This is a genomic window from Mycolicibacterium setense (assembly GCF_000805385.1).
GTDB lineage: Bacteria > Actinomycetota > Actinomycetes > Mycobacteriales > Mycobacteriaceae > Mycobacterium > Mycobacterium setense.
Genome location: NZ_JTJW01000010.1, coordinates 1 through 15,405, shown reverse-complemented (window position 1 = coordinate 15,405; position 15,405 = coordinate 1). Strand labels below are relative to the sequence as shown.

General features: G+C 66.5%; 14 protein-coding genes and 1 pseudogene. 9 read left to right on the top strand and 6 right to left on the bottom strand.

Translation table 11 applies throughout. The features are described 5' to 3' along the window. The first annotated feature begins 26 nt into the window (after window positions 1-26). Window positions 27-629, top strand: coding sequence for a TetR/AcrR family transcriptional regulator (locus tag QQ25_RS25360; RefSeq protein ID WP_039381848.1), 603 nt, complete (start codon window positions 27-29; stop codon window positions 627-629). Between the two features lie 10 nt (window positions 630-639). Beyond that, window positions 640-1,113, top strand: a complete 474-nt coding sequence (locus QQ25_RS25355; protein WP_110812358.1) for a nitroreductase/quinone reductase family protein — start codon at window positions 640-642, stop codon at window positions 1,111-1,113. Window positions 1,114-1,116: 3 nt separating this feature from the next. Here the strand turns inward: QQ25_RS25355 and QQ25_RS25350 are convergent, their stop codons facing one another. The 6 genes from QQ25_RS25350 to QQ25_RS25325 form a co-directional block, all read right to left on the bottom strand. Next, on the bottom strand, window positions 1,117-1,887 hold the full coding sequence (locus QQ25_RS25350; protein WP_039381844.1) for an enoyl-CoA hydratase family protein: 771 nt from the start codon (window positions 1,885-1,887) through the stop codon (window positions 1,117-1,119). A gap of 15 nt (window positions 1,888-1,902) precedes the next feature. After that, window positions 1,903-3,060: an acyl-CoA dehydrogenase family protein gene (locus tag QQ25_RS25345; RefSeq protein ID WP_039381842.1), complete on the bottom strand. Its 1,158-nt coding sequence runs from the start codon at window positions 3,058-3,060 to the stop codon at window positions 1,903-1,905. Window positions 3,061-3,062: 2 nt separating this feature from the next. Beyond that, the gene (locus QQ25_RS25340) at window positions 3,063-5,000 is read right to left on the bottom strand and encodes an ATP-binding protein (RefSeq protein WP_039381835.1); all 1,938 of its coding nucleotides are present in this window, start codon (window positions 4,998-5,000) and stop codon (window positions 3,063-3,065) included. A 91-nt stretch (window positions 5,001-5,091) separates the two neighbouring features. Further along, window positions 5,092-6,687 (bottom strand): acyl-CoA carboxylase subunit beta, encoded by a 1,596-nt coding sequence (locus QQ25_RS25335; RefSeq protein ID WP_039381833.1) that lies wholly within the window; start codon window positions 6,685-6,687, stop codon window positions 5,092-5,094. Next, window positions 6,684-7,832 (bottom strand): acyl-CoA dehydrogenase family protein, encoded by a 1,149-nt coding sequence (locus QQ25_RS25330; RefSeq protein WP_039381832.1) that lies wholly within the window; start codon window positions 7,830-7,832, stop codon window positions 6,684-6,686. The genes QQ25_RS25335 and QQ25_RS25330 overlap by 4 nt, the downstream gene beginning before the upstream one ends. After that, complete coding sequence (locus QQ25_RS25325) at window positions 7,829-9,571, bottom strand: acyclic terpene utilization AtuA family protein (RefSeq protein WP_039381831.1); 1,743 nt, start codon at window positions 9,569-9,571, stop codon at window positions 7,829-7,831. The genes QQ25_RS25330 and QQ25_RS25325 overlap by 4 nt, the downstream gene beginning before the upstream one ends. A 245-nt stretch (window positions 9,572-9,816) precedes the next feature. Here QQ25_RS25325 and rpmF point away from each other — a divergent pair, with 245 nt between their 5' ends. From rpmF to QQ25_RS25295, 7 genes and pseudogenes are all read left to right on the top strand, one after another. Further along, window positions 9,817-9,990, top strand: coding sequence for a 50S ribosomal protein L32 (gene rpmF, locus QQ25_RS25320; protein ID WP_003885704.1), 174 nt, complete (start codon window positions 9,817-9,819; stop codon window positions 9,988-9,990). 146 nt (window positions 9,991-10,136) lie between these two features. Further along, the gene (locus QQ25_RS25315) at window positions 10,137-10,823 is read left to right on the top strand and encodes a response regulator transcription factor (protein WP_039381828.1); all 687 of its coding nucleotides are present in this window, start codon (window positions 10,137-10,139) and stop codon (window positions 10,821-10,823) included. 4 nt (window positions 10,824-10,827) lie between these two features. Further along, window positions 10,828-12,351: a HAMP domain-containing sensor histidine kinase gene (locus QQ25_RS25310; RefSeq protein WP_234711979.1), complete on the top strand. Its 1,524-nt coding sequence runs from the start codon at window positions 10,828-10,830 to the stop codon at window positions 12,349-12,351. Between the two features lie 194 nt (window positions 12,352-12,545). Continuing rightward, entirely contained in the window at window positions 12,546-13,952 is a 1,407-nt protein-coding gene (locus QQ25_RS25305) for a S1C family serine protease (protein ID WP_039381827.1), read from the top strand. An 80-nt stretch (window positions 13,953-14,032) separates the two neighbouring features. Continuing rightward, entirely contained in the window at window positions 14,033-14,527 is a 495-nt protein-coding gene (locus tag QQ25_RS25300; RefSeq protein ID WP_039324636.1) for a MogA/MoaB family molybdenum cofactor biosynthesis protein, read from the top strand. A 146-nt stretch (window positions 14,528-14,673) separates the two neighbouring features. After that, the gene (locus QQ25_RS31140) at window positions 14,674-14,832 is read left to right on the top strand and encodes a hypothetical protein (RefSeq protein WP_169748651.1); all 159 of its coding nucleotides are present in this window, start codon (window positions 14,674-14,676) and stop codon (window positions 14,830-14,832) included. 385 nt (window positions 14,833-15,217) lie between these two features. Next, window positions 15,218-15,405 (top strand): annotated as a pseudogene (locus QQ25_RS25295) (MspA family porin); the annotation flags it as partial.

Below are 15,405 nucleotides of genomic sequence, written 5' to 3'. Positions count from 1 at the left end.
AAGTATGAATCGTGTAGATTGGCGACATGCCCGGACCGCGCACCCAGGCCGAACGCACGCGCGCAACCATCGACCAGATCCTGGTGGTGGCACGCGATTTGTTCGCCGCCGATGGTTACGACAACACCTTCGTCGACAACGTCGCGGAGCGCGCCGGCATGACCAAAGGCGCGCTCTACCACCATTTCGAGGGGAAACGTGGGCTCTTCGCCGCGGTCTTCGAAAACGAGCAGCGCGCGATCGGTGAGGCGGTGACGCACGCGGCGCGGGGTGCCAAGGACAGCTGGCAGCGGTTCTTGCGGGGGTGCCGCGGGTTCTTCGACGCCGTGCTGGATCCCGGGGTGCAACGCATAACGTTGATCGATGGGCCCGCGGTCTTGGGCTGGGCGGCCATGCGTGACCTCGAAGACGAGCACGTCACGTCGCTGCTACGGCTGGGTCTGACCCAGGTCATCACCGACGGGCACCTTCCGAAGCAACGCGTCGAACCGCTGGCGCACCTCATCCACGGAGCGATGTGCGAGGCCGCGATGACCGTCGCCCGGTCCGCGGATCCCGAGCGAGAGAGCCGGGATTCGATTGCCGCCCTTGAGAGATTGCTCAACGGCATCACTACCCAGAGCAGGTAATCCGCAGAGGATGAGGGAAAGTTCCGCTCCACCCGCGTATTTGAGACTGGCAGTCAGGGCCGTCACCCCACTGGTCAAGGCCGTGCTGCGGTCCCCGGCGCACCGCTGTCTGAGCGGCTCGATGATGATCCTCACCGTGACGGGCCGTCGGACCGGCAGGCGTTACGAGATCCCGATCAGCTATGTCGCTGACGGCGCTGTCGTCGTGTGTCTCACGGGCATCGACAACGCCTGGTGGAAGAACCTACGTGGCGGTGCCGATGTGACGGTGTTGTTGCAGCGGAAGCGTTTCGGCGGGTATGCCGAGGCGTCGACCGGCGTGGCCAACACGGCGGTAATCGAGAGTTTCCTGGCGGCCAGGCCGCGCGATGCACGGTTTCACCACGTGCGGCGGAGTGCACTCGGGCAGTTCGACGCTGATGACCTCACGCGGGCGGCGCAAACCCGCGTGCTCATCCGCGTCGAACTCTGGCCGGAGTCCTGAATCTCAGCCGGTCACCCAGCTTGGCGGGCGCTTCTGCAGGAACGCCATCATGCCTTCACGGGCCTCGTCGGAGACGAACAGTTGCGCGGACAGGCGGGTCAGGTCTTCCGCATCCCGATCGAACCCGCGCAGGATCGACGCAGTCGTCAGCGACTTCGATGTCGCCAGCCCCTGCGGCGAACCCTTCGCGATCTCACCCGCCAGGGCGGCCACCGCGTCCTCGACGTCGTCGGCGGACTGCGTGATCAGCCCGATCTCGGCGGCCTCGGCAGCACCGAACTTCTCACCGGTGACGAAGTAGCGTCCTGCCGCCCGCGGCGACAACTTCGGCAACAGGGTCAGCGAAATGATCGACGGAGCAACGCCGATACGTGCTTCGGTGAGTGCGAACGTGCTCTGCGGCCCGGCGACGACGAGATCGCACGCGCCGACGAGTCCCATCCCGCCGGCCCGCACATGCCCGTCGATCGCGCCGATCACCGGAACCGGCAACTCCAGGATGGCCCGCAGCAGCTTGGTCATCTCCCGTGCCCGATCCACCGCGACGTCCCCGGGGTCCTGGCCGGCGGCCTCGCTCAGATCGGCCCCGGCGCAGAAGGTTCCGCCCGTGTGTCCGAGCACCACCACGCGAACTCCCGGTTCGGCGGCAGCGTCGGAGAAGCCCTGGAGCAACTGCTCGACCAGTGCCGTGGACAGCGCGTTGCGGTTGTGCGGGGAGTCCAGTGTCAGCCGGGCGACGTTGCCGTCGACCGTGTAGTGCACCAAGGATGTCATCGTCAGTACGGCCCGTCAGTATGAGCGGGGCAGGCCCAGCGAGGTCTGCGCCACGAAGTTCAGGATCATCTCCCGGCTCACGGGCGCGATGCGGGCGAGCTTGGAAGCCGTTACCGCGGCAGCGATGCCGTACTCCTTGGTCAGACCGTTGCCACCGAGGGACTGCACGGCCTGATCGACCGCCCGCACCGATGCCTCACCGGCGGCGTACTTGGCCATGTTGGCTGCCTCGGCCGCACCGAAGTCGTCGCCGGCGTCGTACAGTGTCGCGGCCTTCTGCATCATCAGCTTGGCCAGCTCCACCTCGATGTGGTTCTGCGCCAGGGGGTGCGAGATACCTTGATGTGCACCTACTGGGACTTTCCATACCTGGCGGGTCTTCACATAGTCGACCGCCTTGTTGATGGCGAACCGGCCTACACCCACCGCGCTGGCCGCACCCATGATGCGTTCGGGGTTCAGCCCGGCGAACAGCTGCGCGATCGCGGCGTCTTCCGAACCCACCAGCGCATCGGCGGGCAGCCGGACGTCGTCGAGGAACACCTGGAACTGGCTCTCCGGGCTGATGATCTCCATCTCGATCTTGGTCCAGCTCAGGCCCGGGGTGTCGGTCGGGATGACGAACAGCGCCGGCTTGAGGTTTCCGGTCTTGTGATCCTCGGTTCGGCCGACGACGAGCACAGCCTGCGCCTGGTCGATACCGGAGATGAATGTCTTCTGACCCTTGAGGATCCAGTCGCTACCGTCTTTTCGGGCGGTGGTGGTGATGCGGTGGCTGTTGGAGCCCGCGTCCGGCTCGGTGATCGCGAAGGCCATGGTGATCGACCCGTCGGCGATACCGGGGATCCAGCGCTTCTTCTGTTCCTCGGTGCCGAACTTCGAGATGATCGTGCCGTTGATCGCGGGGGAGACGACCATCATCAGCAGCGCCGAGCCGGCCGCCGACATCTCTTCCATCACCATGGACAGCTCGTACATGCCGGCGCCACCACCGCCGTACTCCTCGGGCAGGTTGACCCCGATGAATCCGAGTTTCCCTGCCTCGTTCCACAATTCGGTGGTGTGCTGGCCGGAGCGGGCCTTCTCCAGGTAGTAGTCCTGCCCGTAGTTGGCGGCCATCGCGGCCACCGCCTGGCGCAGGGCCTTCTGTTCCTCGGTCTCGATGAAGCTCATGGTCATTCTCCTTCTGGTTCTGGGGTCTCTACGCGAGCAAGTACGGCGCCGACCTCGACCTGCTGGCCCGCGGCGACATTGAGTTCTGCGAGAACGCCGTCCTCGGGGGCGGCGATGGTGTGCTCCATCTTCATGGCTTCCAGCCAGATCAGCGGCTGCCCGGCGGTGACGTTGTCGCCGACGGCAGCACCGACGCGCACCACCGAACCGGGCATCGGCGCCAGCAGTGATCCGTGGGCCACCGCGTCGTCCGGATCCGGGAATCGGGGTTGTGCGGTGAGCTGCACGGGGCCCAGCGGGGAGTCGACGAAAACCTGATCGCCGTACCGGGCCACGTCGAACGAGCGGTCGACACCGTTCACGGCGAGCACCACCCGATCCGGGGTCGCGGACACGAGGGAAACCCCGTCATCGTCGGGCAGCTCGACACCGGTGCGAGTGAACCGGTAGCGCACGGGGACGTCGTCACCCGCGGCATCGCGGTAGTTCCGTGCCTGGTAGCCCGAGGCCAGATTGCGCCAACCGCTGGGTGCGGCGGCGAAAACCTTTGCGCTGCTGCGGTTGTGGGCGGCAGCGGCCAACGCGGCCGCGATTGCCGAGAGGGTCACCACGCCTGCATCGGCCAGCGGTGCGGCCAACGCGTCGAGCCCATGCGTGTCGAAGAACGCCGTGTCGGTGGCCCCGTCGAGGAACGCCGGATGCCGCAGCACATTGACCAGCAGATCGCGGTTGGTGCGCAGGCCGTGAATCCGGGTGCGCGCCAATGCGTCGGCGAGCACCGTCGCGGCCTGCCGGCGCGTCGGTGCAAACGAGATGACCTTGGCGAGCATGGGGTCGTAGAAGATCGACACGACCGAGCCGTCCTCGATACCGGTGTCGACGCGCACCTGCCCCGGAACCTCGAACCGGTGCACGGTGCCCGCCTGTGGTTGCCAGCCTTTGGCCGGATCCTCGGCATAGAGGCGGGCCTCAATTGACGAACCGCGGGACGCCGGCGGCTCGGCATCGAGCCGGACGCCATCGGCTACCGCGATCTGCAGCTCGACCAGATCGAGCCCGGTGGTGGCCTCGGTGACCGGATGCTCCACCTGCAGGCGGGTATTCATCTCCAGGAAGAAGAAATCACCGCGCTCGTCGGCCATGAACTCGACCGTGCCCGCGCCGGCGTAGCCGATGGCCCCGGCGGCCAGCCGCGCTGCGTCGAACAACTTCTCCCGCATCCCCGGGGTGCGCTCCACCAGAGGTGACGGCGCCTCCTCGATGACCTTCTGATGACGACGCTGAATCGAGCACTCACGCTCGCCGACCGCCCAGACCGTGCCGTGCTGATCGGCCAGCACCTGCACCTCGACGTGGTGACCGGCGGCCAGGTAGCGCTCGCAGAACACCGTCGGATCGCCGAACGCCGACTGCGCCTCGCGTTGGGCGGCGGCGACTTCGCTTGGTAGATCCGCCAGTTCGCGGACCACGCGCATACCGCGGCCGCCGCCACCGGCCGATGCCTTTACCAGCACCGGCAGCTGATCGGCTGTCACGGTCGACGGGTCGAGCTCGGTCAATACGGGAACGCCTGCTGCGGCCATCATCTTCTTGGCCTCGATCTTGGAGCCCATGGCCTGCACGGCGTTCACCGGTGGACCGATCCAGGTCAGGCCGGCGGCCAGCACCGCGGCCGCGAAATCGGAATTCTCCGAGAGGAATCCGTAGCCGGGATGGATCGCGTCGGCCCCGGACGCCTTGGCAGCAGCGATGATCTGCGCGGAATCGAGGTAGCCGTTGTTGCCCTCCAGCCGCACACGGGCATCCGCCTCGGCGACATGCGGGGACGCGGCGTCCGGGTCGGTGTACACCGCGACCGTGCCGAGGCCCAGGCGGCGGCAAGTGGAGAACACCCGGCGGGCGATCTCGCCGCGGTTGGCAACCAGAACCTTGGTAATCATTGTCACCGAACCTGAGCTTGTGGTCGAAGAATCGTCGAAATCTCGCTCATAAGCTCAGTTTCGACGCGGGATTTGGAGGTCATGACGGTGCTCACATCCTGAAGACGCCGAAGTTCGACGTCCCCTCGATCGGGCCATTGGCGATGGCGGACAAGCACATTCCCAGCACGGTGCGAGTGTCGCGGGGGTCGATCACCCCGTCGTCGTATAACCGGCCGGACAGGAACATCGGCAGCGACTCGGCTTCGATCTGCGCCTCCACGGCAGCGCGCAGTGCGGCGTCGGCGGCCTCATCGACCGCCTGGCCCCGGGCCTCGGCCGCGGCACGGCTGACGATCGAGAGCACACCCGCCAGCTGGGCGCCGCCCATCACCGCGGACTTCGACGACGGCCAGGCGAACAGGAAGCGGGGGTCATAGGCCCGCCCGCACATGCCGTAGTGGCCTGCGCCGTAGGAGGCGCCGATGAGCAGCGAGATGTGCGGCACCGTCGAGTTGGACACCGCATTGATCATCATCGAGCCGTGCTTGATCATGCCGCCCTCTTCGTACTGCTTACCCACCATGTAGCCGGTGGTGTTGTGCAGGAACAGAAGCGGGGTGTCGGACCGGTTCGCCAGCTGGATGAACTGGGTGGCCTTCTGCGATTCCTCACTGAACAGCACGCCGCGGGCATTGGCCAGGATCCCGACCGGGTAGCCGTACAGCGTGGCCCATCCCGTCACCAGCGACGACCCGTACAGCGGTTTGAACTCGTCGAAATCCGAGCCGTCGACGATGCGGGCGATCACATCGCGTGGGTCGAACGGGATTCGCAGATCGGCGGGCACGATGCCGATGAGCTCCTCGGGGTCGAACAGGGGCTCGACCACCGGTGCGGGAGCAGGTCCCTTCTTGCGCCAGTTCAGCCGGGCCACGATGCGCCGCCCGATCCGGATCGCGTCGAGCTCGTCATTGGCCAGGTAGTCGCCGAGACCCGAAGTGCGGGCATGCATCTCGGCCCCGCCCAGCGACTCGTCGTCGGACTCCTCGCCGGTGGCCATCTTGACCAGCGGCGGCCCGGCCAGGAACACCTTGGAGCGTTCCTTGATCATCACCACGTGATCGGACATGCCCGGCACGTACGCGCCGCCGGCGGTCGAATTGCCGAACACCAGCGCGATGGTCGGGATGCCTGCAGCTGAGAGCCGGGTCAGGTCGCGGAACATCTGCCCGCCCGGGATGAAGATCTCCTTCTGCGTCGGCAGATCGGCGCCGCCCGACTCCACGAGGGAGACCACCGGCAGCCGGTTCTCCATCGCGATCTGGTTGGCGCGCAGGATCTTCTTGAGCGTCCACGGGTTACTGGTGCCACCCTTGACGGTCGGATCGTTGGCGACGATCAGGCATTCGACGCCTTCGACGGCGCCGATACCGCAGACGACGCTGGCACCCACGGTGAAATCGCTGCCCCACGCCGCCAGCGGGCTCAGCTCCAGAAACGGTGCGTCGGGATCCAGCAGCAGCTCGACCCGCTCGCGGGCGGTGAGCTTGCCGCGGCCATGGTGGCGGTCCACATACTTGGGCCCGCCGCCGGCCAGGGCCTTGGCGTGCTCGGTGTCGAGCTCGGCCAGCTTGGTGGTCATCACCTCGGCGGCCTCGGCGAATGCGGTGGAGCCCGGGTCGATGGTCGATTTCAGAGTGGTCATGACTGGAACCCCAATGTCTTTGCGGCCAGCGAGGTCAGGATCTCGGTGGTTCCACCGCCGATACCCAGGATGCGCATGTCGCGGTATTGGCGCTCGACCTCGGATTCGGCCATGTAGCCCATTCCGCCGAACAGCTGCACGGCCTGGTTGGCCACCCACTCGCCGGTTTCCACAGCGGTGTTCTTGGCGAAGCACACCTCGGTGATCAACCCCTGCTCACCCGCGAGCTGCCGCTCCACGACATGGCGCGTGTACACCCGGGCCACGTCGATCCGCCGGGCCATCTCGGCGAGAGTGTTCTGCACCGACTGCCGGGAAATCAGTGGCTTTCCGAAGGTTTCACGGTTGCGGCACCATTCGACGGTCAGGTCCAGGCAGCGCTGCGCACTTGCGTAGGCCTGCACGGCCAGGCCCACCCGCTCCGACACGAACGCGGCCGCGATCTGGAAGAAGCCGGAGTTCTCCGCGCCGATCAGGTTGGCCACCGGAACGCGCACATCGGTGTAGGACAGCTCGGCGGTATCGCTTGAGCGCCAACCCATTTTGTCGAGCTTGCGGCTGACCTCAAAACCCGGGGCACCCTTGTCCACCACGATCAGGGAGACGCCGGCCGCACCGGGACCGCCGGTACGCGATGCGGTGACGACGTAGTCGGCGCGGACGCCGGAGGTGATGTAGGTCTTGGCGCCGTTGAGGATGTAGTCATCGCCGGCTCGAACTGCGCGGGTGGTGAGGTGTCCGACGTCGGAGCCGCCACCGGGTTCGGTGATGGCCAGCGATCCGATGAGATCTCCGCGCAGCGTGGGCTTCACATAGGTCTCGATGAGCCGCTCATCGCCGGAGGCGATCATGTGCGGCACTGCGATACCGCAGGTGAACAGCGACGCGAACACACCGCCGGGTGCACCCGCGTAATGCATTTCCTCGCAGATGATCACGGCGTCGGCCCCGTCGCCGCCGCCACCGCCGGCCGACTCGGGGAAATTGGCGCCGAGCAGACCGGCCTCGCCGGCCTTGCGGTGCAGCTCGCGCGGCAGCTCACCGGTGCGCTCCCACTCGGCTGCGTGGGGCAGCACTTCGCGCTCGGCGAAACTGCGCACGGTCTTGCGCAGTGCCTCACGCTCGGGCGAAGTCCAGATGCTCACTTGACAAGTTCCTCCGGGATGTCGAGATGACGGCTGCGCAACCATTCGCCCAGCCCCTTGGCCTGCGGATCGAAACGGGCTTGATACGCGACGCCCTGGCCGAGAATGCCTTCGATCACAAAGTTGACGGCCCGCAGGTTCGGCAGCAGGTGCCGGGTGACCGGCAGATCGGCTGCCTCGGGCAGTAATTCACGAAGCTTGTCGACGGTCAGCGTGTGGGCCAGCCAGCGCCACTGCTCGTCGTCACGCACCCACACCCCGACATTGGCCGAGCCGCCCTTGTCGCCGCTGCGGGCGCCGGCGATGGTGCCCAACGGTGCCCGGCGAGTGGGCCCCGCAGGAAGTGGCTCGGGCAGGTCCGGATCGGAAACCGGTGACAGTTCCAGGGTATCGGTGGCGGGGGAGATGTCGATCCGGGTGCCGTCGGCGTGCACCGCGACGTGTGGCACTTCGGTGGCGTCGACGTAGCCGGGTACGAACACGCCGTAGACCTGACCGTCCCCCGGCGGTGCGGTGGTGGTGAAGCCCGGATAGCTGGCCAGGGCGAGTTCCACACCCGCCGAAGAGAATTGGCGTCCGACGACGTTGGGATCGGGATCGCGGACCACACAGTGCAGCAGCGCACTGGCGGTCTCCTCAGTTTCGGCATCGGGATGGTCGGTGCGGGCCAGCGTCCAATCCAGTTCGGCCGGGCGGACTTTCAGGCCGGCCTCCAGCTGGCTGCGCACCAGCTCGGCCTTGGCCTCGATGTCGAGACCCGTCAACACGAAGGTCGCGGCGTTGCGGAACCCGCCGATGCTGTTGCACGACACCTTCAGTGTCGGCGGCGGGGCCTCGCCCGTCACGTTGGATATCCGAACCCGGTCTGTGCCATCGGGACCGTCCTGGGACAACCGCAGCGAGTCCACCCGCAGCGTCACATCGGGATTGGCATACCTGGCACCGGTGATCTCATACAGCAGTTGTGCGGTGACGGTGCCGACACTGACCTGCCCGCCCGTGCCCTGGTGTTTGGTGATCACCGAGGAGCCGTCTGCGGAGATCTCTGCGATCGGGAAGCCGGGTCGGGCCAGGTCCGGGACCTCCGCGAAGAATGAGTAGTTGCCGCCGGTGGCCTGCGTGCCGCACTCGATCACGTGACCGGCGGCCACGGCGCCGGCCAGTGCGTCGTAGTCGGTGCGCGACCAGCCGAAGTGCGCCGCCGCGGGACCGACGATCACCGAAGCGTCCGTCACGCGGCCGGTGACGACAACGTCGGCACCCGAATTCAGGCAGTCGACGATGCCCCACGCGCCCAGATAGGCGTTGGCCGCCAGAATTGATCCCCCGGTCGCTTCGCTCCTGCCCGCCGGTGGAGATCCCAAGCCGAGCTCGGAAGCCCGGGCTACCAGATCGTCACCCTCGACATGGGCGACGTTGACGTCGAGACCGAGGCGCTCCGCCAGGGCCCGCACTGCGGCGGCCAGGCCCGCGGGGTTCAGCCCGCCGGCGTTGGCCACGATCTTCACGCCCTTCTCCCGTGCCAGCCCGAGTGACTGCTCAAGCTGGATCAGAAAGGTCTTGGCGTAACCGCGGTCGGGGTTCTCGGCCCGGTCGCGGGCCAGAATCAGCATGGTCAGTTCGGCGAGATAATCCCCGGTCAGATAATCCAGTTCGCCACCGGCGAGCATGTCGTGCATCGCGGAGAGCCGGTCACCGTAGAAACCCGAACAGTTGCCGATCCGTACTACTGGTGGCACACGTACTCCCGTCAACGCCGTAAGGGACACCCAACCAACCGGTAGGTTAGCGGGTACCGCCGGTCCCACGTCAAGGGGTGACCCCGGCCACGCAACCAGATTGCATCCAGGGACAGAATCAGGCGGCGTTTTGTAACCCCGGGCCGGACCGTTTTGGAGCCGACGCAGGTCAACCGCTACTCTGTAGGGCAGTCGTCTGCCGCTGCGATGCGCGCGGCAACCCCCAAAGCAAGGAGATGCACGTCATGGCTGTGCCCAAGCGCAGAATGTCGCGCGCGAACACCCGTAGCCGGCGCGCGCAGTGGAAGGCCGAGGCCACCGGTCTCGTCGGCGTCAATGTCGCCGGTCAGCAGCACAAGGTGCCGCGCCGTCTGCTCAAGGCCGCCCGTCTGGGCCTTGTCGACCTCGACAAGCGCTAGACCCCCAGGACACTTCTTCAAAAAGCGCTATCACTCGTGATAGCGCTTTTTGTCGTGCTCAGGGTCATTTGAGCCCCGCAAAACCCTCGGTGAATTTGCGGCGCGCCTCTCAGCCCTCTCTCAGACAGCGGGTTGAAACTGGGCGTGTGCGCATACTTGTCGTTGACGACGATCGCGCTGTGCGCGAATCCCTGCGCCGGTCGCTTTCATTCAATGGTTATTCGGTCGAGCTCGCCCAAGATGGGGTCGAAGCACTCGAAGCGATTTCCAATGACCGGCCTGACGCTGTGGTTCTTGATGTGATGATGCCGCGGCTGGACGGCCTGGAGGTGTGCCGGCAGCTACGCAGCACCGGTGACGATCTGCCGATCCTGGTCCTGACGGCCCGCGACTCGGTCTCCGAGCGGGTCGCCGGGCTGGACGCCGGAGCGGATGACTACCTGCCCAAACCGTTTGCGCTCGAGGAGCTGCTGGCCCGGATGCGGGCGTTGCTGCGCCGGACCGTCAACGACGACGGCACCGATTCCCAGAAGATGTCTTTCTCGGACCTGACGCTGGACCCGGTGACCCGCGAGGTGACCCGCGGTGAGCGTCAGATCAGCCTGACCCGCACCGAGTTCTCGCTACTGGAAATGCTCATCGCCAACCCGCGGCGGGTGCTGACCCGTAGCCGCATCCTCGAAGAGGTGTGGGGTTTCGATTTCCCCACCTCCGGCAACGCCCTCGAGGTGTACATCGGCTACCTGCGCCGCAAGACCGAGGCCGAAGGCGAGCCTCGGTTGATCCATACCGTGCGCGGCGTCGGTTACGTGCTGCGCGAAACGCCCCCCTGATTTGATGGCGCTCACCCCGAACCCTGGACGGCCCACCGACGCGAACCCTGAACGGCCCGCCGTCGTGAACACGTGGCGAACCGCCACCAACCTCCGCAACACCAGCTCGCTGTCATTGCGCTGGCGCGTGATGATGCTCGCGATGTCGATGGTGGCCATGGTGGTGGTCCTGATGGCCGTCGCCGTCTACGCCGTCGTCTCACGCGCGCTGTACGACGATCTCGACAACCAGCTGCACAGTCGCGCCCGGCTGCTCATCGAGAGCGGATCGCTGGCCGCCGACCCCGGCAAGGCGATCGAGGGCACGGCCTACTCCGACGTCAACGCGATGCTGGTGATCCCGGGCCGATCCATCTACACGGCCAACCAGCAGGGCCAGATGCTGCCATTGGGCAAGCCCGAGAAAGACGTCATCTCCGGCGAGCTACTGATGTCGCTGCGCACCGCCAACCACCAGCGGGTGCTCGCGGTGCACCTGGCCAACGGCAGCTCGCTACTGATCTCCAAGAGCCTGGCACCCACTGTCCAAGTGCTCAGACGGCTGGGCACGGTGCTGCTCATCGTCGGCGGCGTCGGAGTGGCGGTGGCCGCCATGGCCGGTGGTGCGGTGGCCCGGGCCGGGCTCAGACCGGTGGGCAGACTCACCGAGGCCGCCGAGCGGGTGGCCCGCACCGACGACCTGCGGCCCATCCCGGTGATCGGCAGCGACGAGCTGGCCCGGCTCACCGAGGCGTTCAACATGATGCTCCGGGCGCTGGCCGAATCGAGGGAACGACAGTCCAGGCTGGTCTCGGACGCCGGGCACGAGCTTCGAACGCCGCTGACCTCGCTGCGCACCAACGTCGAACTGCTGATGGCCTCACAGGCGCCCGGGGCGCCGCCGCTGCCCAAGGACGAGATGATCGGGCTGCAGCAGGATGTGATCGCCCAGATCGAAGAGCTCTCCACTCTGGTCGGCGACCTCGTCGACCTCACCCGCGACGACGCCGGCGGCATCACGCCGGAGCCCGTCGACATGTCCGAGGTCGTCGACCGCAGCCTCGAACGGGTCCGACGCCGCCGCAACGACATCGAATTCGATGTCGATGTCGATGGCTGGCAGGTGTTCGGCGACGCGCCCGGGCTGGGCCGTGCCGTGCTCAACCTGCTCGACAACGCGGCCAAGTGGAGTCCGGCCGGGGGACAGGTTGGCGTGCGGTTGCATCAGATCGACCCGACACATGCCGAACTGGTGGTGTCGGACCACGGGCCAGGCATCCCGCCGCACGAACGCGGGTTGGTGTTCGAGCGCTTCTACCGCTCGGATGCCGCGAGGGCGATGCCGGGATCCGGCCTCGGATTGGCTATCGTCCAGCAGGTGGTGCTCAAACACGGTGGCGCACTGCGGATTGACGAGACCGTGCCGGGGGGCACACCGCCGGGGGCGTCGTTCCACATGGTGTTGCCTGGGCAGCCGATACCCAATGGCGATGCGGCACATATGCCTCAGATGGGCAATGGGCACGCTGTCGGCGCGGAGAAAAGGTGAGACAGTTAAATCGGTCGGGGGACCAGTCATGGATGGATCGGAAATCTCTAAGTGGATTCTCAGCCCATCTGGGCAACCTGAGTGAGCACAGCTTCGTTTGACGGAGTGAGAGATACGAGGGTTGGACAAACGGGTCGGACCGGGCCGGCGTCAGCGGCCGGCGGACCTTTTACAAGAGAAGAGCACGCAGCACAATGACGAACCACCCGAGGTACCCCCAGCAGCCGGAGCAGCATCCCGGCGGCGTTGCCCCCGGATACGCCGGTGCGCGTCCTGATCCATACCAGCAACAGCCATACGACTGGCGCTACGCACGTCAGCAGCCGCAGCAGACTCAGCAGCACTCGACACACCAGACCCAGCAGCACCAGACGCAGACGCACCAGACGCAGCAGCATCAGACCCAGCAGCAGGCGTACCGCGCGCCGTATGACCCGTACCGGATTCCGGCCAGCCCGCAGCCCGTCCCGGCCAAGAAGCGCTCCAGAGCAGGCTTGGCCGCCGGCGCGCTCGCCGTGGCCGTGGTGTCGGCGGGCATCGGCGGCGGTGTCGCGACGGTCGTGCACGACGACCACCCGCGCCTGGGCACCCAGGGCTTCGGCGCCGCGCCGACCGTCCCTGCCGCCGCATTGCCCCCCGGCTCGGTGGAGCAGGTGGCGGCCAAGGTGGTGCCGAGTGTGGTCAAGCTCGAGACCGATCTCGGCCGCGCTTCGGAGGAGGGGTCGGGCATCATCCTCACCGCCGACGGCCTCATCCTGACCAACAACCACGTCGTGCAGGCCGCCAAGCCGGGCGGGCCCGGGCCGGCGCCGATCCCCGGCGGGGCCGCCCCGACCGGCGCCCAGACCAAAGTGACGTTCTCCGACGGAACCACCAAGCCGTTCACCGTCGTCGGCACCGATCCCAGCAGTGACATCGCCGTCGTGCGGGCGCAGGACGTCTCAGGTCTCACCCCCATCAGCCTTGGCTCGTCGGCCAACCTGCGGGTGGGCCAGGATGTCGTCGCGATCGGGTCGCCACTGGGGCTGGAGGGCACCGTCACCACCGGCATCATCAGCGCGTTGAACCGTCCGGTCGCCGCCGGCGGCGACACCCGCAACCAGAACACCGTGCTCGACGCCATCCAGACCGACGCCGCGATCAACCCCGGCAACTCCGGCGGGGCGCTGGTCAACATGAACGGCGAACTGGTCGGGATCAACTCGGCGATCGCCACCATGGGCGGGGATTCGGCTCAGGCGCAGAGCGGCTCGATCGGACTGGGCTTCGCGATCCCGGTGGACCAGGCCAAGCGCATCGCCGACGAGCTGATCCAGAACGGCACGGCCTCCCATGCCTCGCTGGGCGTGCAGGTGGCCAATGACAAGACCAGTGACGGCGCCAAGATCGTCGAGGTCACCAACGGCGGGGCCGCAGCGGCGGCCGGTCTGCCCAGCGGCGTGGTGGTCACCAAGGTCGACGACCGGGTGATAGGCAGCGCCGACGCGCTGGTGGCGGCGGTGCGGTCGAAGGCTCCTGGTGACAAGGTCACGTTGACCTTCCTTGACCAGGGCGGCAAGCCGCAGACCGTCGAGGTGACTCTGGGCAGGGCCGAGCAGTGAGCACGGTGACCGGGCCCGACAGGATCCCCACTCTCCGTCTGGCTACACCGTTGTCTGCCGCCGGATATACGGTTGCAGGCATGGAACAACCAGGGGAGTTGGTGGGCCGGGCGCTCGTCGTCGTGGTGGACGATCGCACCGCACATGGCGAGGAAGACCACAGCGGTCCGTTGGTCACGGAATTGTTGGGCGAGGCCGGTTTCGTCGTCGACGGAGTCGTGGTCGTGGCCGCTGACGAGGTCGAGATCCGTAACGCGTTGAACACCGCAGTGATCGGCGGCGTCGATCTGGTGGTGTCGGTGGGCGGGACGGGGGTGACGCCGCGCGATGTGACGCCGGAGGCCACTCTCGACATCCTCGACCGCGAGCTGCTCGGTATCGCCGAAGCGCTGCGGGCATCGGGGCTTTCGGCCGGGATCCCGGATGCGGGGCTCTCCCGCGGCCTGTGCGGCGTCTCCGGCAGCACGTTGGTGGTGAACATCGCCGGGTCCCGCGCCGCGGTCCGCGACGGTATGGCGACCCTCGGGCCACTGGCCGCCCAGGTCATAGGCCAGCTATCAAGTTTGGAGATCTGACGAACAAAGAAACGGCGGCCAACGGCCGCCGTTTCTTGTTTCAGACGGGCGCCACAACGAGCGACGCTGCTGGTTAAGAGCAGGTTAACGGTAGTTGTAGCGCCGACTAGGATGAGTTGTGATCTTCGTCACAAAGGGAATGGACGATGGCTGAAGCGAACAAAATGTCCCGCCACGCAGTTAACAAGATTTTCGGGGACGCCCTCCCGGACATCGCCCCGGACGAACGCGACACCGCTTCGCCGGACGACGATGCCGACCGCGACAGCTGGTTGAGGAACAACATTCCGCCGCACCACCAATGAATAGGTGAATGGCCTGTAAGGCCCGGAAAGGTGTGGCCTGCGGTGTGGTCCTGACCTCAGTTTGTTATCGAGGCGAACGACGTCACAGCATTGCCGCGTGACTCAAATCGCAGCGTCGTGGCGTGGTACCCAAACTCCCAGCCGGTTTCCAGCAAATTTTGATCGAGCGATCGTATGCAGCCCCGCCGATATGTGCTTGCGTTGCCGCCCCAGTGGGCTCCCGTTATGTTCCTCGTGTCAACGATGAGCATTACGTAAGAGCAACGTGTGGGGTTTCTAATCCGCGTCACATGTGGGTCTTGCGGGGCGATACGGTCTGCGGGGGCCGGGACGCCGACCACAAACGGTGAGCCTTCGGGCTACCGGCGATATAGCTAGGGAGAACATGAAGGCATTCAGTCGGGTGCTGGTCGCGATGGTGGCAACCATTGCGGCGCTTTTTACGAGCACGGGCACTTCTCATGCGGGTCTGGACAATGAACTGAGCCTGGTCGATGGTCAGGACCGGACTCTGACCGTTCAGCAGTGGGATACGTTCCTCAATGGTGTGTTTCCGCTGGACCGCAACCGGCT